This is a genomic window from Leptospira brenneri (assembly GCF_002812125.1).
Taxonomy (GTDB): domain Bacteria; phylum Spirochaetota; class Leptospiria; order Leptospirales; family Leptospiraceae; genus Leptospira_A; species Leptospira_A brenneri.
The window spans coordinates 181,818-202,673 of sequence record NZ_NPDQ01000001.1 but is presented as its reverse complement, the minus strand read 5'-3'; the positions used below and the strand labels follow the sequence as shown (position 1 = coordinate 202,673).

At 37.9% G+C, this 20,856-nt stretch carries 21 protein-coding genes; 11 read left to right on the top strand and 10 right to left on the bottom strand.

The features are described from left to right. Window positions 1–287 precede the first annotated feature (287 nt). Together CH361_RS01035 and CH361_RS01030 are read left to right on the top strand one after the other, a co-directional pair. Window positions 288–566 carry a FitA-like ribbon-helix-helix domain-containing protein gene (locus CH361_RS01035; RefSeq protein ID WP_100788968.1) on the top strand — a complete coding sequence of 93 codons (279 nt, stop codon included), beginning with the start codon at window positions 288–290 and terminating at the stop codon, window positions 564–566. After that, window positions 550–948 carry a type II toxin-antitoxin system VapC family toxin gene (locus CH361_RS01030; protein WP_100788967.1) on the top strand — a complete coding sequence of 133 codons (399 nt, stop codon included), beginning with the start codon at window positions 550–552 and terminating at the stop codon, window positions 946–948. The genes CH361_RS01035 and CH361_RS01030 overlap by 17 nt, the downstream gene beginning before the upstream one ends. 277 nt (window positions 949–1,225) lie before the next feature. Here the strand turns inward: CH361_RS01030 and CH361_RS01025 are convergent, their stop codons facing one another. The 6 genes from CH361_RS01025 to aroC form a co-directional block, all read right to left on the bottom strand. Continuing rightward, complete coding sequence (locus tag CH361_RS01025; RefSeq protein ID WP_100788966.1) at window positions 1,226–2,440, bottom strand: acetyl-CoA C-acetyltransferase; 1,215 nt, start codon at window positions 2,438–2,440, stop codon at window positions 1,226–1,228. A gap of 72 nt (window positions 2,441–2,512) precedes the next feature. Further along, window positions 2,513–3,478, bottom strand: a complete 966-nt coding sequence (locus CH361_RS01020) for a hypothetical protein (protein WP_100788965.1) — start codon at window positions 3,476–3,478, stop codon at window positions 2,513–2,515. A gap of 226 nt (window positions 3,479–3,704) precedes the next feature. After that, window positions 3,705–4,232, bottom strand: coding sequence for a NuoI/complex I 23 kDa subunit family protein (locus CH361_RS01015; protein ID WP_100788964.1), 528 nt, complete (start codon window positions 4,230–4,232; stop codon window positions 3,705–3,707). Next, window positions 4,219–5,667 carry an NADH-quinone oxidoreductase subunit G gene (locus CH361_RS01010; RefSeq protein WP_100788963.1) on the bottom strand — a complete coding sequence of 483 codons (1,449 nt, stop codon included), beginning with the start codon at window positions 5,665–5,667 and terminating at the stop codon, window positions 4,219–4,221. Before CH361_RS01010 ends, CH361_RS01015 begins: the two co-directional genes overlap by 14 nt. Before the next feature lie 54 nt (window positions 5,668–5,721). Further along, window positions 5,722–6,462 carry a response regulator gene (locus tag CH361_RS01005; RefSeq protein WP_100788962.1) on the bottom strand — a complete coding sequence of 247 codons (741 nt, stop codon included), beginning with the start codon at window positions 6,460–6,462 and terminating at the stop codon, window positions 5,722–5,724. Window positions 6,463–6,478: 16 nt separating this feature from the next. Next, window positions 6,479–7,615 carry a chorismate synthase gene (aroC, locus tag CH361_RS01000; RefSeq protein ID WP_100788961.1) on the bottom strand — a complete coding sequence of 379 codons (1,137 nt, stop codon included), beginning with the start codon at window positions 7,613–7,615 and terminating at the stop codon, window positions 6,479–6,481. On the opposite strand from aroC, the gene CH361_RS00995 reads away from it, so the two are divergent. From CH361_RS00995 to CH361_RS00980, 4 genes are read left to right on the top strand one after another with little or no spacing between them, the layout of a single operon-like run. Continuing rightward, the gene (locus CH361_RS00995; RefSeq protein WP_100789407.1) at window positions 7,606–8,172 is read left to right on the top strand and encodes an LIC_10042 family TonB-like protein; all 567 of its coding nucleotides are present in this window, start codon (window positions 7,606–7,608) and stop codon (window positions 8,170–8,172) included. The two genes, aroC and CH361_RS00995, sit on opposite strands and share 10 nt — an antisense overlap. After that, window positions 8,159–8,698, top strand: a complete 540-nt coding sequence (locus CH361_RS00990; protein WP_100788960.1) for a UpxY family transcription antiterminator — start codon at window positions 8,159–8,161, stop codon at window positions 8,696–8,698. Before CH361_RS00995 ends, CH361_RS00990 begins: the two co-directional genes overlap by 14 nt. Further along, on the top strand, window positions 8,695–9,669 hold the full coding sequence (locus tag CH361_RS00985; RefSeq protein WP_100788959.1) for a KpsF/GutQ family sugar-phosphate isomerase: 975 nt from the start codon (window positions 8,695–8,697) through the stop codon (window positions 9,667–9,669). The genes CH361_RS00990 and CH361_RS00985 overlap by 4 nt, the downstream gene beginning before the upstream one ends. 6 nt (window positions 9,670–9,675) lie before the next feature. Further along, complete coding sequence (locus CH361_RS00980; RefSeq protein ID WP_100788958.1) at window positions 9,676–10,392, top strand: type I 3-dehydroquinate dehydratase; 717 nt, start codon at window positions 9,676–9,678, stop codon at window positions 10,390–10,392. 84 nt (window positions 10,393–10,476) lie between these two features. Here the strand turns inward: CH361_RS00980 and CH361_RS00975 are convergent, their stop codons facing one another. The 3 genes from CH361_RS00975 to CH361_RS00965 are packed head-to-tail and all read right to left on the bottom strand — an operon-like array spanning window position 10,477 to window position 14,229. Next, on the bottom strand, window positions 10,477–12,060 hold the full coding sequence (locus CH361_RS00975; protein ID WP_100788957.1) for a tetratricopeptide repeat protein: 1,584 nt from the start codon (window positions 12,058–12,060) through the stop codon (window positions 10,477–10,479). Between the two features lie 44 nt (window positions 12,061–12,104). Next, window positions 12,105–13,712, bottom strand: a complete 1,608-nt coding sequence (locus tag CH361_RS00970) for a GMC family oxidoreductase N-terminal domain-containing protein (RefSeq protein WP_100788956.1) — start codon at window positions 13,710–13,712, stop codon at window positions 12,105–12,107. 10 nt (window positions 13,713–13,722) lie between these two features. Further along, entirely contained in the window at window positions 13,723–14,229 is a 507-nt protein-coding gene (locus CH361_RS00965; RefSeq protein WP_208861359.1) for a hypothetical protein, read from the bottom strand. Here CH361_RS00965 and CH361_RS00960 point away from each other — a divergent pair. From CH361_RS00960 to CH361_RS00945, 4 genes are read left to right on the top strand one after another with little or no spacing between them, the layout of a single operon-like run. Further along, entirely contained in the window at window positions 14,171–15,595 is a 1,425-nt protein-coding gene (locus CH361_RS00960; protein WP_100788954.1) for a peptidoglycan recognition protein family protein, read from the top strand. The genes CH361_RS00965 and CH361_RS00960 overlap by 59 nt on opposite strands. A gap of 15 nt (window positions 15,596–15,610) precedes the next feature. Next, on the top strand, window positions 15,611–18,253 hold the full coding sequence (gene pepN / locus CH361_RS00955) for an aminopeptidase N (protein WP_100788953.1): 2,643 nt from the start codon (window positions 15,611–15,613) through the stop codon (window positions 18,251–18,253). A 9-nt stretch (window positions 18,254–18,262) separates the two neighbouring features. After that, entirely contained in the window at window positions 18,263–18,586 is a 324-nt protein-coding gene (locus CH361_RS00950) for a TRL-like family protein (protein ID WP_100788952.1), read from the top strand. Next, window positions 18,583–18,936 carry a TRL domain-containing protein gene (locus tag CH361_RS00945; protein ID WP_100788951.1) on the top strand — a complete coding sequence of 118 codons (354 nt, stop codon included), beginning with the start codon at window positions 18,583–18,585 and terminating at the stop codon, window positions 18,934–18,936. Before CH361_RS00950 ends, CH361_RS00945 begins: the two co-directional genes overlap by 4 nt. Here the strand turns inward: CH361_RS00945 and CH361_RS00940 are convergent. After that, window positions 18,933–19,889: a glycerophosphodiester phosphodiesterase gene (locus tag CH361_RS00940; protein WP_100788950.1), complete on the bottom strand. Its 957-nt coding sequence runs from the start codon at window positions 19,887–19,889 to the stop codon at window positions 18,933–18,935. The two genes, CH361_RS00945 and CH361_RS00940, sit on opposite strands and share 4 nt — an antisense overlap. A 391-nt stretch (window positions 19,890–20,280) precedes the next feature. On the opposite strand from CH361_RS00940, the gene CH361_RS00935 reads away from it, so the two are divergent. Further along, the gene (locus tag CH361_RS00935; protein WP_100788949.1) at window positions 20,281–20,769 is read left to right on the top strand and encodes a helix-turn-helix domain-containing protein; all 489 of its coding nucleotides are present in this window, start codon (window positions 20,281–20,283) and stop codon (window positions 20,767–20,769) included. Window positions 20,770–20,856: the final 87 nt, after the last annotated feature.

Here is a 20,856-nt window from a genome sequence, read left to right as displayed (position 1 = left end):
AAAACTCAATGAACAATCCTAAATTTTCTGATACAAACAAAAGGTGTAATTTATATGTAATGCAATTAAATCCCAACCGAAATAAATTTAGAAGTATTTCATTAGATTGAAGTGTGTTATCCGCATTACGTAAAAATCCTCCACATAAACTTAGTCCATACCCAGCAACTGCGTAATCTATACGCATTGCGTATATTTCCCCTACTACCCTTAATGTTTAAAATTTAATTCCAACAAAATGCATGAAAAATGCTTGCATACTCATGAATAGAGCTTAGAATTAAAATATGGCAAATCTCCAAGTCAGAGATATTGATAACAGACTTTACGAATCTTTAAAAAGAAGGGCTGAGCTTGAGCATCGTTCAATAAGTCAAGAGGTTGTCATGATAATAGAAAATCATCTAAAAAGAGATAACTTAGAAAGTGAACTACAAACTCTAGAGTTTCTTAAACTAACCAATTCTTGGCACGATGACAAAAGCGCAAAAGATATAATTTCCGAGATTAAATCTTCAAGGTCAAAGAATCATCGATCAAGGATAGCTGATGAGTTATTTGATTGATACAGATATTATCATCTATAGCCTAAAAGGTAATGAAAAAGTTCAAAAAAACCTTTTAGAAAAAAAGAATATTTCAAAAGCAATTTCCGTAATTACTTATGGTGAACTAATATTTGGTGCAAAGAAATCGAAAAGTAGAGAGAAAAATCTAGCTACTGTCTATAGAATTGGAGAACTTTTTCCTGTTATCGAATTGACAAAAGGAATTGTAGAAACCTTCGGAGAAGTTAAGGGGGCATTACAGAAAAAAGGAAATACCATTGACGACTTCGATCTCCTGATCGGTTCAACTGCCCTATTTTTAAATTACACATTAGTTACGAATAATGAAAAACATTTCTCAATGATTCCTGATTTAAGTATTGAGAATTGGAGTAAATAACCTACTCTACTAGCTAAAACACTACACATAATATTGATTAACTGCTTCGCTTCAGCACTTAAGTCCTAGTTTGAGTTACTACGCTTATATACGCATTGCGTATATTTCCCTTCCCCTCTTGTTAATAGTAATGATTTTCTGTTTTCAGATTTAGATCAGGATTTCTGTGATTAAGATTTTTTTAAGGATAATGTGTAATAAACGAAACACGTTTAAATCCCACCTCTTTTGTGTAGGATCCAAACGTGTTTATTAAAAATTTTGGAAGTTTTTTTGATTACTTCAATCTTTCGATGATGGTCGCAATTCCCATTCCGCCACCAATACAAAGAGTGATGAGACCATAACGAAGGTCTCTTCTTTCCAACTCGTCAAGAACGGTTCCAGTTAGAATCGCACCTGTTGCTCCGAGCGGATGTCCAAGAGCAATCGCTCCCCCATTCACATTGATTTTGGATTCATCAATTCCAAGTGTTTTCTTTACGTATAACACTACAGATGCGAATGCTTCGTTAATTTCCCAAAGGTCAATGTCTTTTACACTAAGACCAGCTTGTTTTAAAGCTTTTTGAGAAGCAGAAACAGGACCAGTCAACATGATCGTTGGATCTTCACCAGTTGCTACTGTTGCAAGGATTCTTGCACGTGGTTTCAAACCGTATTTTTTCAAACCATCATCGTTCGTAACCAAAATCGCAGCAGCACCATCCACAATACCGGAGGAGTTTCCAAGTGTATGGATATGATTGATTTTTGTTACTTCTGGGTAAGAACGTAATGCAATGGCATCAAGTTCCTTTTCACCAATCGTTTTGAATACAGGACCAAGACTAGAAAGGAAAGCGTAATCAGATTCCAAACGTGGGTTTTCTTCTTCTGTTACAACAGTTCCATCATCCAAAGTGATTGGGATCACAGATTTTTTAAAGTATCCATTTTGAATGGCAGCATGAGCTTTTTGTTGTGAAGATTCTGCAAAACGATCTGCCTCTTCACGAGAAATATCATACTTAGTTGCGATTAAGTCAGCAGAAATACCTTGTGGTACTAGGTTGTAATGAGCAGCAATTTTATCGTTACCAACGTTAAAATCACGACCGATCATATCATCACCCATTTTCACACGGCTCATGGATTCCACTCCACCACCAACTCCGAGTTCCATAGCTCCCGATCCAACATGGTTTGCCACGTTGTTGAGTGCTTGTAATCCAGATCCGCAAAAACGGTTCACAGTATAACCTGGAACGTCTTTTGGCCAATGCGCTGCCATTACCGCATAACGCGCAATACATGCAGCTTGGTCAGCAACTTGGGATACACAACCCATAACAACTTCTTCTACCGTTTTTGGATCAATTCCGGTACGTGATTGGATGGCTTTTAATGTGGCAGCAGCTAATTCTTGTGGGTGGACCGATGCAAGTGTCCCTCGTTTTTTGCCCTTTCCTCTCGGAGTTCGGACAGCATCAATAATATAGGAATTCCCCATGGGTTTACCTCTCTCTGGGTGTTTCTAGGAAAAACGTACAGAGTTCGCCTCACAAGAAAAGTAAAAAAATCATCATTTCGTCATAGTTTTCATGAATTTGTGACGGTAGTAGATCATTTTTGCTCCGATTTGGCATCTAAACCCGGAAATCATCGAATCCAATCGGTCAGCCTTGCTTTCATTTCTTTCTTCTGCGATACGAATGTAACGAAAGTTGGGTTCGATGGCTTCCGCAAATTCCCTTTTGTTCCAGTCCACATACCGCCAGGCACTGAAACTATGGTTCACTCCTACCTTTTCATCGATGGTTCCGAGGAGTTGGAATTTGGACTCACAAGGCGTTCGGAAAAAAATGTAACGATTGAAGAAGTATAAAATGGTGCGATGAGGGTTCGCATCCAAAACCGATCGAAAATGGTCCCGCATTTCCTCCACGGTATAAAATAAATCGGGCCCAGAATTGGTGCTTCGAAAGATTACCGGTGAAAATTCATTCGGTGTGTAGATCCTTGTTAAGATTCGAATGTACTCGGGGTCATCCAAACGATAAGGAATTTCATTGAAGGCAAAAGGAAAGGGATCCCTCTCAGTCATATGAATTTCAATGTACCTTGTGTGATCGTATTCCGGGTCATTGATGTCCGTTGCGACAATCTTTTTGATGTAACGGGAAAGAAACTGGTCTTCATATAAATCTCGAACCGTTACCGCACCTTCTTCATAAAGAATGGCACTACCAAAATCAATAAAACTGGCACCATCTAACAGTCGTCCAATGGAACCATATTCGTGATGTAAAATCCGATTGCGAAAGATCGAACGTAAAATTAAATTATGATCATACAATCGTTTACGACCCGACCTTTGTTCTACGACTGTGTTTTTTGTTTTTTTAACTTTGTAATAGTGAATATGATTGGCGAGACCAAATCGTAATTTTTCAAATGCATGATTTTCTAAAACACGTTTTTCATCTTCTTCATTTTCGATGATGGTTGTCTCCGCAGAAAGCATGGAATCAAATCCAAATGCTAACATCCAGAGGAAAACAAAAACAAAGGTCTTAAAGCATTTTGTTACAATACAATGATTTGCAGACCTAGGTTTAGAAAACCTGTTTTGGGATTTTGGATTCAAGGAAAGTGAATTCACTATGATGATACAAACTGAAGGTTACAAACAAGGCTCGGTTATACTATAATAAAACAAGAACCCGGTAATTTCTTTCAGAAATCTACCGGGGGCATGAAAAAGTAGAAAAAATTTAATTCCTTTGGCCGAGAATTGGGCCGCCAGTTTTTTCCATCATTCTTTCTTTCGTTAAAAATAAATCTTCTCGGTTGTCGGCCGCCATCTCCCCAGTTCCATCTAGGTAAATCGCGCCTTTGGGACATGCTTCCTCACAAAGACCACAAAAGATACAACGGAGTAAGTTGATTTCGAATTTTTTTGCAAACTTATCTTCTGGATGTAAATGTTGGCGTTCTGATGGTACTTCTGCCGCTTCAATATGAATGGCATTGGCAGGACAGATCCACATACAACAAAAACAAGCAGTGCAACGTTCCCGACCTTTCTCATCCCGTTTCATGGAATGCATTCCGCGAAACCTTGTAGAATACTGACGTTTTTTGTCCGGGTATTCAATGGTCACTTGTTGGTTAAACAAAGCTACTTTAATGAAATGTTTTAGAGTGATCCAAAGGCCTTTACCAATGGACCAAAAATAGAACTTTTCATACCAAGAAAACTGATGTTTTTTAGCCACGTTGATTACATTAACGGTTCCCAACGGATGCCTCCAGTTTTTCGGTTAGTGTTTGTAAAATCAAATCCACAACACCGGCTGCACTCAAAAGTCCTTTGATTGGATTCATTGATTGTTCAAAGTTTTGTTTGAGACCATTTTTATTGGTAAAACTACCTGCAGATTCTGCAAAAATTTGAATTGGTGCCGCCAAACTTGCGTTTTTTGCTGCATCAGTCAAATTGGTATCAAAAACAATTACTTTCGATGGATCAATTCCTTCAGGGATCGACTCTTTTAAAAGAATCACAAGATCAATCGCACCAGACTTAACCGCACTGACAATTCCGGAAACTCCTGAATTTGTAGTGATTCCTAAATCAATAGCTCCCTTGGTGTTGGGATGATTGTCCTTTGTGAGTAAAAAATCCACTTGTTCCGTTTCTTTGTTTTGTGCATCAGTCACACGTGATTCCCATTGGATAGACTTTCCACCCAACTCACGCGAAACTTGTTCAAAAACTTTTTTCAAAGATTCCAATGTTTCATTGGACTCATGAGCTCCGCCAAGTACGGCAACTGCCTTAGCCGATCTAATGCGCTCGCCAATTTTTGAAATGACTTCTTTAGAAGTAGAAGGATTTCCAGCTTCAAGATAACTATGCAAACGATTTACATTCATCCAATCCAAATCGAATCTTCCTTTATCACAAAGGAAAAACATACCTTGGTCATAGTTTTCGCGAACCATATAACGATACATTTTGTTATCTCTTACATTCGTTGTTACATTACAACCTGTAGAACAACCATGACAAACGGACTTATGTGATTTATACCACCAAACCCTTGACTTAAATAATGTTTTATTATTAAGAAGAGCACCTACTGGACAAATATCAGCCAAGGCTCCTTGGTAGTTATGATTGATTGGTTCCGATTTTGCGAGACCAATGATGGAATGGTTCCCTCGTTCAAAAAGTCCAAGATTAGACTCTCCAACCTTTTCTTCTTCAAACCTTACACAGCGATAACAAACAATACAACGATTATGATTAATGATGAGATTCGTTCCAATCTCTTCTTGTGGAATATTTCGTTTATCAAACTCGAACCGAGAATGTCCAGAACCAGAACCAAATGCGTTGTCTTGCAAACGACATTCTCCAGCTTTATCACAAACAGGACAATCTAACGGGTGATTGGCGAGTAAAAATTCCATAGTACCAGATCTAGCTTCTTTCACTCGATCTGATTTGGTAATGATCCCCATTCCTTCTTTTACAGGAGTATTACAAGCGGCTTGTAAACGCGGAACACCTTCAATCTCAATCAGACACATACGGCACATACCGACTATGCTAAGAGCTGGGTGATAACAAAAGTAAGGGATTTCGACTCCTACTTCTTTTGTGGCGTCGATGAGGTTTTTCTTTTCGTCGACTTCGTATTCGACTCCGTCTATCTTTATCTTAACCAAAGAACAGACCCCCTAGGTTTGATTAGACCTAGGTCTTTCAATTTTGTCAAACCTTCATTTTGAAATTATATTTACTTCGGTAAGATAAGAGTACGGTTGCAAATCCACTACATTATCATTGAAGAACTCCGAATCTAAAAACAAGGAACTTGCTCGGATATTGGTCTGTTTGAGTATTTTTGCGATAAGATCATCCAAGATTTGTAAGGATCTTACTTCATAAAAGAAGGTCTTATCGAGATTGATTCTCAAATTGGTAAAAGTTCCTCGTCCCGCGAGAGTCAACATGAACCTATCATAAATCTCTTCCAAAGATTTTTTACCCGGACAACCCTTTATCTCCAAAAGCATTTGAGAAATGGAAAGTTCGGTGACATTGACCACCAACGGAAAATCTTTTTTATCGATGATGTTCTCGGGTTTTAACTGTAGTACTTGTGCGATTTTTTCCAGAAGCGCCTGGTTTGCGATAGGTTTTAAAAGATAAGCGGTAACATGACTATAAGCGGCCCGTCGCACTTGGTCTTTTTCACCAACAGCAGTGAGCATGATGACAGGAGTCATCTTTAACATCTCTTTCCCTTTTTCCAAAAAACTAATTCCATCTAGGTATGGCATATTAACATCACTAATGACCAAATCATAACTATTGTTTCTGATTTTGGTAAGTCCGGACATTCCATCTACGACATGGGTGACATCAAAGTTATATCTTTCTAAGGTATGTAGTAGTAATTTAGCACTACTTTCATCATCTTCGAGTAAAAGGACTCTATAAACTTTTGGACGATTCATATATTTCAGGATTCCTTTATTGTTCTGGAATAGAATCTAAATTCGCATATTTCATAAACCATTTCGGCTGTAACGCTCTTTGGTATAAATAAGCATCTACCAGTACTAAATTAACAACGGCTTCAACAATGGGTACTGCTCTCGGCAATACACAAGGATCATGACGACCTTTTGCTTTTAAAATAGTTTCTTCGTTTTTATTGTTAACTGTTTTTTGTTCTTTTTTGATAGTAGAAGTAGGTTTAAAAGCAGCACGAAGGATCAAATCCATTCCATTGGAAATTCCACCTTGGATCCCACCGGAATTGTTAGTTCTTGTTTTGACTTTTCGTGTTCCTTCTTCAATATAAAATTCATCATTATGTTGACTTCCTGTTTGGCGAGTTCCAGAAAATCCAGATCCAACTTCAAATCCTTTACAAGCAGAGATAGAAAGAATTGCTTTTGCTAAATCTGCATCTAACTTGTCGTAGACTGGATCTCCAAGACCTGGGGGTAAATTACGAACCGCAATTTTTACCACTCCACCAACAGAATCTCCTTCATCTCGAAGTTTACGAATGAGAGTTTCCATTTGATCATTGGCCGATTGATTAGGGCATCTTGTGGGAAATCTGTCAACAATATCTCTTGAGATAGGATATTCCAATTCACTAATATTAGAATCGATTGGTCCAATAGCATCCACCCAACCGACAGTAGAGATACCTAACTCGCGTTCTAAGATCACTCGAGCAAGACCAGCAGCAGCCACACGTCCGATGGTCTCACGAACCGAAGACCGACCTCCACCTACATGGGCGCGGTGTCCATATTTTTCCGTATATGTATAATCGGCATGGGAAGGACGAAAAATCTGAGTCATTTCGTCGTAATCACTTCCAATGGTGTTTTCATTATTCACTTTCATGAGGATAGGGCTTCCCGTTGTTTTTCCCTGGAAAACTCCTGATTCTACAACCATCCTATCCTTTTCGTCTCGAGGTGTGGTGAGATCGTTTTGCCCCGGTCTACGACGAGTTAAGTCTTTTTGGATTTCTTCTTCTGGAAACGGCAATCCAGCAGGAACTCCATCCACAACAACACCAACGGAAGGTCCGTGGGACTCACCATACGTAGAAACTCTGAAAATTTTTCCCCAACTTGAAGGCATATACGGACAATGAAAATGGAGATTGCATTCTCTCCAATAAAGTTTTTCGTGAACTTGGAATGCACATTCTCTTTGAAGGTTCGAAATATAAGGCTCTCGCCATTGCTTTTGGATCTCATCTTTTGGTTTTATCAGCTCTCATTGGCTATAACCTTCAAAGTGACATAGATTCCTCCCTCTTCCATCTGAAAGAAGGGGGAGCCGTTTCCTCCATTCGTATGCAATTTTCTTCAGGCCTTGGAAAATCCGCTCCCTCTTCCTCTGGTAATCCTTCCACAAATGATGGAACGAAGACCCTAGAAGACGAAATCACCGAATTTCAAAATTGTCTCAGTTATCCGGCCTTGGCCTTGGAACAGAAATTAGAAGATGTTTGTGTTTACAAACTTGTCGTAAAAGAAGATGGTTCCTTGGAAAAAATTGCAGTGGTCACGCCATGCCGGTATGAGGTCTTTGATAAACAAGTGCGTCGGCAACTTGCCGATTGGCAGTTCCAATATTCCAAAGGTAAAGAATTTGTTCTACCCATTAGGTTCCGTTTAGATGTCCGAGACTAATCCCCCCATTGAAGAAAGCGCTTGGTACATTGTGTATACAAAACCCAGAGCGGAAAAAAAACTAAGCGAACTTCTAAAAAAATATCATTTGGAAAATTACCTCCCCATCCGGAAAGAAAGGAAAAAATGGACGGATCGATTCAAATGGATCCACGTCCCGATCCTTCCTTCTTATATTTTTGTAAAAATTGTCTTCTGGCAGGATAAAAATAAAGTCCTCCAATTACCAGGTTCCCATCACTTTGTATTTCATAAGGGCAAACCAGCTACTGTCAGCCAAAATGACTTGGACTTATTGGAAGAAGGTCTGCAAAAATATTCGGATTCATTAAAAGTAAGCCCGGAGTCTGTTTTGGAGAAAGGGAAAATGGTTCGTATCATCGGTGGTTCCTTTGCCGGCAAAACAATGGAAATTTTAAAAGTTAAAAATAAAACCTTAGTTGTACTCAGGTTTCCAGGTATAGAAACCGTGTTTTCTTATGAAGTCAAATTTGATGACTTAGCCTGGGAGGAATTAATCACATGAAAGAAAAAGATACTATATCAATCGTAAAACAGGCACTCGATGATGAAATTTCATCACTCGTTCACTTTCGTGATCAACTCGATCCTTCCGTTAAAGATTGTATCGATCTCATTTTAAAATCAACAGGTAAGGTGATCGTCACAGGTGTTGGCAAATCAGGTGACATTGCCAAAAAAATTTCCCATACACTTTCCTCTACAGGAACCTCTGCATATTTTTTGCACCCGACAGATGCCTCACACGGTGACTCTGGGATCGTCGGACCTAATGATGTAGTCCTTGCCATTGGCAAAAGTGGGGAATCAGAAGAACTTAACTATATCTTACCAACACTTCGCAAAATTGGCGCTAAAATCGTTGGAATCACCGCTAATGCCAAATCTAAATTAGCTTCCCTTTCCGACGTAGTCATCATCACTCCTGTATTAAAAGAAGCCTGCCCTTTGGATCTTGCTCCCACTTCAAGTACAACCATTGCACTAGTTCTTGGTGATGCCATAGCAGTCGCACTAATGGAACTAAAAAACTTTCAAGCCAATGATTTTGCCTTATACCATCCCGCGGGAAGGTTAGGAAAACGACTTTCTTTGTATCTATCTGATGTTATGCGAAAAGGAGATAGAAACGCATCTATTTCTTTAGATGCTAATCTTGAAACCATTCTCAAAGAGATTACAGAAAAAGGAATTGGTGCCACAGGTGTTGTGGATTCAAATTCCAAACTTTTGGGTCTTATTACTGACTACGACATTCGAAAGTATCTGACTAAAAACACACTTTTACCCACTGTCACTGCAAAAGAAATGATGAATGCAAATCCAAGTAGTTTCCGACCAGAGGAAAAAGCATACGATGTTTTAATCAAAATGGAAAGTAGAGAAAGACCTATTTCAGTAGCTCCCGTAGTGGATGAAACAGGTAAGTTTGTCGGAATGATCTCCCTTCACGATTTATTACAAAAAGGACTTTAAATTATCATGCCAGAATCTTATAAAATCATAGCCTCTGTTGGTGAAGATGAACTTCGCCATTTACAAAAAAAAGATGTAAAAGAGGTCGATGTCATCGAAGTCCGGTTGGATCTTTTTTCTCGAAACTACATCCAAAAGGAAATGAAAAAGAAACTAAAAGCGCTTGGTTTACCTGTACTTTTTACATATAGAAGAGCAGAAGACAGTAGTGTCCGATCTTACGTAAAACTTTTCCATGAGGATGTGGAAGGAATCCTAAAAGACTTCAATGACAATGCCAACTACCTTGATATTGAATTGAATCGTGAAGATACTATCTTTCGTAATTACGAAACTCTAAATTATAGAATTATCTATTCCTACCATTCCTTTAAGAAATCTATCCTTGCGAATGAAATGACAAATTTCATTAACAAAGCAAAACCAGTAAAAAAGAAAAATCCTATCTTCAAATTTGCAATTACCCCAGAAGACATTGAAGAAACGGCTGATTTTTTAAATGATATTAAACTTTTATCCAAGTCGAATACGATGATTGGAATTTGTATGGGAGAACTCGGAATTATTTCACGAGTATTTGGCGATAAATTTCACTCTTCTTTCACCTATATGACATTAGGTGAGCCAAAAGCCCCCGGACAGATTTCCGTAGATACCTTTAAAAAACTAAGAGCCGATTTGTTCAAAAGTCCAGGTTCCGGAAAGGATTCTAAGGAAGACTAAGTCCGAATTGAAACCTCGGGCGTTTCTGTCCGAGGATAATTTTCTAAAAAATTCCAAGTAATACGAAAACAAAAATGTATTTGTTTATGGTTGATTTTGAGCACTCGCAGTGCCTGCTTTTGTTTGAATGAATTCACGAAAGGAAGAATCTTTCCAAACATCTTTAAAATCTTTTTCTAAAGACTCAGAAGTCCAATACTCTGGTTTTAAATCCGCCGCTAATTTAAATTGTTCCTTCGTTTTGGGAATGTCCCCTTTTTTTGAATAACATCTAGCGAGTAAATAATGTCCCGAGGAAGAACCCGTAACTTTTTGTAAGACGGCAATCGCAGTGTCTACCTTACCGGAATAAAAATAATTTCGTCCACGATAGAATAAAAACTCACGAGACTCGGCACGAACAGGATCTTTTTCCAAAATAGAAAAGTATGTCTCTGCTTTTTCAAAAGCATTCGTTTCTGTATAACGTCTTGCGAGTTTGATAAATCCCACCTGGTATTTTTCAGGGGTTTGGGATAAATCAGAAAACTTAGAATCAATGAATTCAGAATACTTTGCAAAACTTGTATCGAATTTTTTAGTTCGTTTTCCTGCTTCAAACATACAAACAAAACGAAACATATGGGATTCCACTTGGTTTGGATTCAAAGACAAAGCTTTGTCTGCAGAAGAAATACAATTTTCCCAATCCGATTTTTGTTCATACAATCTTGCTAGTGCCAAAAGTGGCGGGTCTTTTTGTAATTGTTTGTAGGCTTGTTGGAAAGAATTTTCCGCTTTATCAACTTCGGCTAACTTTTGAAAGGCGATTCCTTCATTTAAATATACATAGTACAAAAATACATTGGTATCTTTTGAAAATGGATTTTTTTTGGCACGTTCAAACGATTCAATTGCAGATTTAGGATCATCTTGTCTGAGTTTGACAATTCCCAATTTGTAATGGTATCTAGATCTGGATGGATTTTTTTCGATTAGAGTTTTAAGGTTAATTTCTGCTTTGTCGTATTTTTTTTCTTCAAATAAAGCCAAAACATAATCCCAACGAACATCTTCTAAATTAGGTTGGTTAACCAAAACTTGTTCGTAGTACTCACTCGGTTTTGTATTCTCTGAGTCTTCAGAAACCTCTTCTTGTTTTTTGGAATTTTCTTTTTTAGGTTCTGTTTGTTTTGTTTCCGAATGTTTTGTCTCTTGTTTGACCGGTTGAACATAGGATTGCGAAGAAGATGGATTCCCTTTGTTTCCTACAGCTCGGTTATAAATTTTTTGGACCTCTTCGTTTTTAGGGTCATATTTCAAATACCGAGAAGAGTATGTTGCTGATAAATTCCAATCTTGGTGGTAATTAAAAAAAAGTGCTAATTTAAGAAGGACTGTTTTTCTTTGGTCTTTGTTCAAATCCAAATCGGCAGCTCTTCTGAAGTTTTGAATGGATTTGGGGTAATCTTTTTTATATTCATAAATATAACCCAAATACATATACGCTTCACCGTCTTGCGGGTGTGAGTCGGTGTGTTTAGTAAATTTTTTAATCGCTTCGCCATAAGCTTTTTTTGAAAAAGCTTTTTTCCCTTCTTTCATTGCATCACTGTCGATCGCGAAGAGTGTAGTTTGAAGGATTACAAAAGTAAAAACTAAGGAAAGATATTTCCGCACGGATTCCAAACTAGTTGGAACCCATGGGAATGAAAGGGATTTTTGGAAAAAATTTAGATCTTTGTTCTTTCTTCTTTCTGTGTCGCCAGATTTCTTGCAGCTCTGAGAACAATACTCATTGTCGTTATTTGTGGGTTCACCGAAAGGCCTGTAGGATAAACTGAGGCATCCATGACAAATATGTTTTTATGACCATAAATTTCCAAATTTAAATCAACAGCACCCTTCTCTGGATCGTTTGCCGATTGGATGGACCCGTGCGGATGCGCAGAACCGACGGTTAGATCTCCTGGCCTCGTACTTTCTTTCAAAATCCATTCAAAATTGTCATTTCCAGTGACCTTGTAAGGCTCTGTAAACCGTGTAAAAGGAAAAACGAGTTCTTTTGCACCCGCAGCCACTGTCACTTCTGCCAGAGCTTTTAGCCCCCGAAGCATATTGAGACCGTCTGTAGGTGTTAGTTCAAAATAGACCTTTCTTCTTCCCAAACTATATTTGACACTGGCATTCGCTTCCCCATCCGCCCCATCACGAACGAGAACAATTCCTGCATTGTATTTGGTGAAGTCTTTCATAACATCAAACTGTTGTTTGCCGTAAAAAGGAACCAGTGAAGAAGCAAGTGTAGGTCTATAAGGAGCTGCCTCTAACCAATAACCATAACCTGTTCCATTTTGATTATGACCGTCTTTGATCACAATGGATTGTGGTGGGCCTTGGAACATTTTGATCTCTGAATCAAACTTTCCAAAGATAGTAGAAGTTGGATGGACTTTTAAATTTCGACCCACCCAACCATTGCCGATCCCACTTCTTTGTAAAAGAGCAGGGCCTTCGATGGCACCAGCACTCACAATCACAACTGGTGCCTTAATCTCCATCATTTCGATGACTTCCTTGGGCGCCGTTTCATAAGCATCAGGAGTAAATTCAGCAATCACCGTTTTGATTTTCCCTTCTTTGATTTTTGCTGCTCGCATATTCGAAACAACTATAGCGCCGGCTTCAATAGCATCGGGAATCCAAGTTAAAAACGCAGATTGTTTTGCGTTGATTGGACAACCGAGTCCACAACGACCAAGACCGATACAACCGCGATTGTTATTTCGAAGTACTTGTGGGTTGAGACCAATCTTTTTCCCACCAACACGAAGTACGTTATTATTCGCATTGACTAAATGGTTGGGAACTTCATGAACACCGAGTCTTTCATGAACTTCTGTAACAAAAGAATCCATTTCTTCTCTTGAATATCCCTGCCATCCAAATCGTTCACTCCATTCTGTAGTTACATAGTCAGGTGGGTATAGTGAAGTTTGCCAATTGATAGTTGTGGATCCACCAATACTCCTACCTTGCAAAATGGATAAAGTTTGTTCTTCGGTGACGATGAATCCTGCATCACGGTAAAGCCTTGCTTGGGATATGAATTCATCCGAATTGAACTGCGCTGGTGTGAAGTAACTTCCTTCTTCAATCAGAACTACCTTCCAGCCATTTCGTGCCAGCTCACTTGCGGCTACGGCTCCACCAGCACCAGAACCAATGATGACAACGTCAGCACTCAGTTCCCATGTCCCATCTTGAATTTTGTTTTCTTTGATGATTTCAGAATGTTTCTTTGGAGTGATGATTTTTTCGTTAAAAAAAGGAATTCCCATATTGTCCGCCTTATTGGATATAACCGACAAATTTTTGGTACTCTTTGTCGGAACTTAAAAGGAAAAATGATATTTGCCTGAGGATGGCATAAACACCACGTTTGAGACCAAGAGAAGAATGTTTCCATTCTTGTAATCGTTTGATCCTCTCCTCCATAGGTAGTTTTACAATTGGTGTAAAAGAAAAATCAAGGGCCATTGCTGCCAAAATAGAAGAAGGCACACTAGCTAACAGTTGTATAACGCTTTCTGTTTCAATGGGATAGGGATGTCCGTACACATAATTATCCAATGCCAATCCTAAATCAAAATTAGGAATGGGGTTGTCTTGGAGGAAGACTTCTTGCAAGCTACGAAAACTGTGATATTGTTCTGGAGAAATTCCCCTAAGAGGAGGAGTGTTCAGTCCAGGACCACAATTCACTCCATGAATCGAAACTGCGGTTAGGGCAAAACATTTGAGAGAAAACTTTAAGAAACGATTTCGCGATAGGATAAAGGGTGTATACGGCTCCAAGTCTCTTGTCCTTGTTCTATTTTGGAACCCATTGTGTCAGAAACTTGTAAATTTATCACTCATTTTCCTTATTTTCAACGGATGTATTGGTATTTTTCGAAAGGCTCCAGACTATCCATCCATCCGCATTTCCGGTTTGGTCTCTTATAGCGAACTAGAGTCGATCAAGAACGTTAAATGGAACCATCTTTCTAAAGGAAGAGATCCAAAATCTGTTTCCGCTATCGTCTTACACAATTCTGGAAAAAGAAAATTCTCTGACTTCTTTCGACTTTCGGCGAGTAATGATTTTTTATTCCACGTTTATGTAGACTCCGATGGAAATATTTTGGGAGATCCTAATTTTTTAAACCATGAATGGTCGGCCGCACCAGGAATTGATTTAGAATCCATTCATATTGTTTACGAAGGCACTCAAGAAACTTTATACAACAACCGCAAACAACGCGGAAGTTTAAACCAAATCATTTCTTATCTAACAGAAGAACTAGACATTCCAAAATCTAATTATGATGTCATTTCTAAAAAAGGAGTTTTCACTCACAATCAAACCAAACGAAGATTTGGTGGTTTCGTGGATTTTTCTCCTTGCGGGAGTGAACTTGCTCTTAAACAAATCCTTTCTGAGATTGATGGGAAATTTTACGAAGAAGATGATTGGAAAGATCGTTTTGTCACTGGTTGGGTCTTAAAAAAAGAAAACAAAGACATTTTAAAAGAAACCTTCAAACCCACTAATGGAAGAGGAATCACCAAACCAGAAAAAATCATTTTCTCAAAGATTGAAAAAGATGAAAAAGGATTCACCCCAGAAGAATACAGAGTGAAGTATACTTTCCGTGGAAAAATCAATCCTTCTTGCGTGGTTTTACATTACACGGCCATCTCTGAATATTTTAAATCACTTCGCACACTAGAAGCTCGTAACCTAACCGCATCTATCATGATTGATAACAATGGAAAGGCTTACCAATTAGTCGATGTTTTGGAAGATAGAGCAGCAGCAGCAACCGGTACAAACGATAACTGTATCCAAATCGAAATTGTTGCCAAAGATACCGAAGAACTTCTAAAACAACCAGAACAAATCCAAACAGTCAAAGACCTTGTCACGGAACTCACTACCAAATACAAGATCCCTCTCTCCAATGAAAAACTAGAAGATTTATCTGGTGTTTTTAGCCATACCCAGGCCAAAAAAAAATGGGGTGGTTCCATTTTCTTAAACGCAAAAGACTTTGATCCGGGTGAAGAATATATGGAAATGATCCTAAATTCAATTGGTGGCAAATACTATAGCGAACCAGAATGGAAAAATCGAAAGTCCATCGACTGGGCCATATTATATCGTAATTTTCAACCATAACGAGACGGAGCTTCTATGAAAAAAATCTTACAAATTCTTTCCTTTCTATCTATCATTTTGATTTTAGATTGCCGTCTGAAAAATCCAACCTACCACCTAACGCAAAGTGAAGCAGAAACCAGGTTTGAAATCATAGAAGACATCCATTACGAATTGGATGTTCATTTAACTCCTAAGGATCATTTTGAAGGAAAGGTCAAAATTCGATTTGCTGGAAAAAAACTCCGAGACCTTCGTTTAGATTATTATGAAGGAAAAATTAAAAGTATCATTCTAAACGATGAAGATCTAACCAACCTTCCATATCAAAAAGGTCATATCCAACTTCCATCAAACAATTTGATGATTGGCAACAACACTCTGACTGTCATCTTTGAAACCCCTTATGCAAAAACGGGAAATGGCCTCCATAAGTTCACAGACCCTGATGATAAAGAGGTTTATCTTTATTCGCAGTTCGAAGCTTTTCATGCGAACAAAATGTTCCCTTGTTTTGACCAACCTGATTTAAAGGCAACCTTCCAACTGAATGCAACAGTTCCTAAAAATTGGAAAGTAATCTCCACAACCCTTCCCAATGCCCAATCCAAAGGAACAAATCCGGATGAAATCTCTTATTCCTTTCCGGAATCAGCTAAAATTTCCACTTATGTTTTTTCACTTCATGCAGGTCCTTATCAAGTTTGGGAAGATAATTTTGAATCCATTCCTTTGCGACTTTTTGTCCGTAAATCTCTAGCCAAGTATGTAGATCCCAAAGACTGGTTTACATTTACCAAAGAAGGGTTTGCCTTTTTTAATTCTTATTTCGGAATTCCTTATCCATTTTTGAAATATGACCAAATCATTGTTCCTGAATTTAATTTTGGAGCTATGGAAAATGTAGGAGCAGTTACGTTTTCCGAACGTTTCGTATCTCGAGCACCAATGACTAGGTCACAAAGAGAAAATCTTTCTGATGTTGTTTTACATGAAATGGCACATATGTGGTTCGGAAACCTTGTCACCATGCGTTGGTGGAATGGACTTTGGCTGAATGAAAGTTTCGCGACTTATATGGCAAGTTTGGCCCAAGCAAAAAATTCTGAGTTCAAAGAAACTTGGATTAGTTTTTTTGAAAAAATGAAACAATGGGCCTACGAAGAAGATAGTTTTGTCACCAATCATCCGGTAGAAGCAAAAGTTTCTGATACAGAAGAAGCCTTCACTCAATTTGATGGAATCACTTACGGGAAAGGAGCTTCTGTCCTCAAACAATTAGTTTATTTTATTGGTGAGGATGCCTTCCAACGCGGAGTTCAAAATTATCTTCGCAAATACTCTTACTCAAATTCTACACTCACTGACTTTTTAAAAGAGTTGGAATTTGCGAGTGGATTTCCTATGAAAAAATGGTCCAAAGATTGGTTAGAAACCAAAGGGACAAACCAAGTTGAACTAACTACCGTCTGTGCGGATAACAAACTGTATTGGAAAATTGTCCAATCTGCCCCAGGCCTAGAAAATAAACTCAGAGACCACAAAACCATACTTGGATTGTATTTTTTTGATAAACAAAACAAACAACTTTCCTTTGAAGAATATCCTGTAATTTATTCAGGCCGCTCTTCTAATGCTATTTTTGAAGTAAAATCCTGTCCCGATTATAGTTTTATCAATGCAGAGGATCACGACTTTGCCATTTGGAAATGGACAGAACCGAATAAAGAAAACTTAGAATATGTATTAGAACTGGATTCAGACCCAATGCGAAAACTCATTTTGTGGACTGACTATTTTAGACAAGTGCAGTTAGCCAATATTACCTTTGATGAATTCAAAGACACAGCACTTCGTTTGTATCCAAAAGAATCTGATATAAAGATCAAACGTTGGATTTTATCTCGGATCGCTGGTGATAATGGATCTACCTATGTTACAAGTCGCTTTTGGTTTCCTGAAGAAAAACGAATTCGTGATTTTGAAAGTTTACAGGGTTTTATCTGGGAAGAACTGAACAAAGCCAAACCGGGAAGTGACGAACAGCGATATCTCTTTCTTTCCTTGATCGATTCTACTTATACAACAAATAGTAAAAAACGTTTGTACGACTTTTTAGAAAACAAAGTTTCAGTTAATGGATTAAAAATCGACCAGGACTTACGTTGGAATCTGATCGTAAAGCTCAGTTCTCTAGAAAAAGATAGAACGCAAATTCAGACCATCATTGATCGTGAAAAAAAATCAGATCTTTCTAGTCGCGGAGTAAACTCTAGTTTGGCAGCCGAAGGTGCAGAACCAAATCGCGTGGTAAAAGAAAAATGGATTCAAATTCTTTTAAATCCAAAATCAAGCCAGTTCTCGTCTTCTACTTTAAGAGTGGTTTCTTATTCCTTATTTCCGGAAAACCAAAAAGATATCCAACTTACCTTCTTAGATACTTATTTTGATGCATTAGACAAATTCAATAATGGCGAAGACGAAAACTACTTGGATGCATTTGCTAAAAGTTTAGCCCCTGATTTTTGTACGGACGAAACTCTTCTCATTCTAAAAAAGTTTACAGGGAATCATTCACGACTTCCTGCTCCAGTCAAAAAAACTCTTTTGAAACAAATTGATTCAGAAAAGAAATGTATCCAAATGAAAAACAAACACAAAGACCTCATCACAAACTAAGGAATTTTTTTGAACCGAGTTCTTTTCTTTCCAATTCTAGTAGTAACGTTTTTGGGTTTGTTTTTGAGTGACTGCGCTTCCCCAGGTTTTGGGCCAAAGGGTATGATCTATACAAAAACCAAAATTGGAATTTTTGGAACCGGAGAAAGTTCGAAACGCAGAGCGACATCTTGCGTACACTCCGTACTCGGACTTTTTTCTTTTGGAGAAGCATCTTTAGAATTTTTGAAGTCTAGATCCAAAATTCAGAATGTAACGGAAACCAATTGGACAACCTTTGCCATTCTTGGCATTTATGCAAATCTTTGTGTCGAAATCTCAGGAAATGAATGAAGTTGAATTGCAAAATAAAAACAAAATCTTTTACACTTCTACTCTCAGGTTTCCTTAGTATTTTCTTTACCAATTGTGTGAATTTAGGACAACCGCAAGGTTTAGGCCCAACGGGACTTTTGTATGCATCTTATTCCTTAGGTCTTTCGGAACGAAATCTTCCAAAACTACCTCTAAAGAAAGGGAAAGCCTGTGTGAAGCGGTATGGATTCTTTTTTACTACCGGTAATGCCAGTATTGGTTCTGCGGCAAATTCTGGTGGGATTGTTGATATCTACCGAATAGATAAAGAGGCAACGAATTATCTCTCTATCTATTCTTCCCTTTGTACTGTGGTTTGGGGAATTTAAGGTTTTGGACGAGTGACTGAATCAAGTAAATCCGGATAATCAGATATAATTCCATCCACACCACAACTTACCAAACGTCTCATCTCTTTTTCATTATTTACAGTCCAAGGTATGACAAGCAAACCTTTGTCATGCGAATTTTTCACAAACTTCGGTGTTACATATAAAAAATAAGGAGAGATGATATCGGCTTGTTTTTCTTTTGCAGCGGAAACAATTGTATCTCGGTATCCATTTCCAAAACCAATCGTCATTAAAAAACCCTGAAAGTAGGTTGGAACAAAGAGTGCACTAGTTTTCAGTTTTGGATTTTTTAATTTTGAGAAGGTCAATGTTCTAAGATCAAAAGATTGAATTGTGGAACGGTCTGTAACTTTATACTTTTCAATGATTTGAATCAGTTTTTCTGTATGTTCTTTTACTAAACTATCTGGTGCCGATCCATCATCAGGAAATTTTGTTTCGATGTTGAATTCAAAACTCTCTTTGGATTTTTTTTCCAGAACCAAAATCTTTTCAAAAAATTCTTCCAAAGAAAGGAGTTTGGTTCCGGGAACAGGAATTTGTTTTGGAAAGTTTGGATTCTGTTTAGAACCACAATCATAGGTTTGTAATTCAGCCAATGTCAGATCATAAAGAGAAGTTTTTTTGATTTCTGTTCCATCTGCATTTTGACAAATAACTGGGTTTGTCTCGGAATCATGGTGGATCACAACTCGTTTGTCTTTGGTAAGAACGGTATCTAACTCCAAAGTAACCATCTTATATTTGATCGCTTCTTCAAAAGCAGGCCAAGTGTTCTCTGGTTTCAGGCCTCTTGCTCCACGATGACCTTGTAAATCCAATACCTTACGCAAACGATTCGGTGCCTCTACAGAAGCGCAATTGTTCGAAAACATAGCAATCAAACAAACTGCGATTAAACTAATTATTATTTTTTTAAATTGGTACATCAATGGTTTCCTTATCAGAGGATTCTATCCTATCCATTGCTAGCGGTGATAAAGAAATTTTTCTAGCCCTTTACTTAAAAAGAATCTTGGTCCATTCCTAAATCTAGGAGAATTACGGGCAATTGGTCAGAGTTTTATACCAAAAACAGAGTAAAATGAAAGAATTGTAATGATTGATAAAAGAAAAGGGTGGAAAAAACGAGCACACCACCCTATGGTAACCCTCGGTGGCGTGCTCCAGAAAGGAAATTTAGCGTAGTTAGAGCCTAACGTTTCTTTTGAACGGTAAGTCAATCCAATCCATGCGAATCTTATTCCTTCAGAACGTTCGGAACGTTTTTGAAGCCTTTTCAGACCGTTATTAACGGAATTTTTGATTTTTTTTTAAAACATGGAAAAAGTAAACCACTTCAGAAACTATCGCGAGAAACGAAAACTCACTCGAGTTGAACTATCAGAAAAATTGAATATTCCTCGTTCTGCTGTAGAACTCTTGGAATCTGAGGACTGGATCCGATCTAAGTTCGATTATGTCGTCTTAGTGGCGAAAGAACTTGGCCTTTCCTTAATCGATCTCATCCGACAAGAATTTGATTATGATTTAGAAAAAGAATTTTTTAACGAAGAAGAATTCGAAGAAATTGTAGCACGTTATGCCAACGCAAGGGTTACTTTGATTCTATCAGAACTCAAACTGTTTTGTAGAAATGCCAAAGTACGTTTGGATGATTTTGACATTACCGAGTTTTCTTTTTCAATGGGAAACCTTCACAAACTAATTACCTTAAACCAAAGATTAGAACGTGGTGAAATTTCTCAGAAGGATGCACTCATCGAATTTCCTCCCAAATGGGGAAAATTCAGCAACCGAACCAAATAGATTTAGAACTTTCGAAAATTCGAATCCATTCAAAAATCAATGGATTGAAATCACTCTGAGTATTTTTGTAAACAAAGCTAAACTTGT

Bases quoted from the DNA above. Each gene is read 5' to 3' on its own strand.
- CH361_RS00985 (WP_100788959.1), top strand. From the start codon at position 8,695: ATGAAAGAAAAAGATACTATATCAATCGTAAAACAGGCACTCGATGAT.
- CH361_RS01025 (WP_100788966.1), bottom strand. From the start codon at position 2,440: ATGGGGAATTCCTATATTATTGATGCTGTCCGAACTCCGAGAGGAAAG.
- CH361_RS00940 (WP_100788950.1), bottom strand. From the start codon at position 19,889: ATGTACCAATTTAAAAAAATAATAATTAGTTTAATCGCAGTTTGTTTG.
- CH361_RS01030 (WP_100788967.1), top strand. From the start codon at position 550: ATGAGTTATTTGATTGATACAGATATTATCATCTATAGCCTAAAAGGT.
- aroC (WP_100788961.1), bottom strand. From the start codon at position 7,615: ATGCCTTCAAGTTGGGGAAAAATTTTCAGAGTTTCTACGTATGGTGAG.
- CH361_RS01035 (WP_100788968.1), top strand. From the start codon at position 288: ATGGCAAATCTCCAAGTCAGAGATATTGATAACAGACTTTACGAATCT.
- pepN (WP_100788953.1), top strand. From the start codon at position 15,611: ATGAAAAAAATCTTACAAATTCTTTCCTTTCTATCTATCATTTTGATT.
- CH361_RS00970 (WP_100788956.1), bottom strand. From the start codon at position 13,712: ATGGGAATTCCTTTTTTTAACGAAAAAATCATCACTCCAAAGAAACAT.
- CH361_RS00945 (WP_100788951.1), top strand. From the start codon at position 18,583: ATGAAGTTGAATTGCAAAATAAAAACAAAATCTTTTACACTTCTACTC.
- CH361_RS01005 (WP_100788962.1), bottom strand. From the start codon at position 6,462: ATGAATCGTCCAAAAGTTTATAGAGTCCTTTTACTCGAAGATGATGAA.
- CH361_RS00935 (WP_100788949.1), top strand. From the start codon at position 20,281: ATGGAAAAAGTAAACCACTTCAGAAACTATCGCGAGAAACGAAAACTC.
- CH361_RS00990 (WP_100788960.1), top strand. From the start codon at position 8,159: ATGTCCGAGACTAATCCCCCCATTGAAGAAAGCGCTTGGTACATTGTG.
- CH361_RS01020 (WP_100788965.1), bottom strand. From the start codon at position 3,478: ATGTTAGCATTTGGATTTGATTCCATGCTTTCTGCGGAGACAACCATC.
- CH361_RS00980 (WP_100788958.1), top strand. From the start codon at position 9,676: ATGCCAGAATCTTATAAAATCATAGCCTCTGTTGGTGAAGATGAACTT.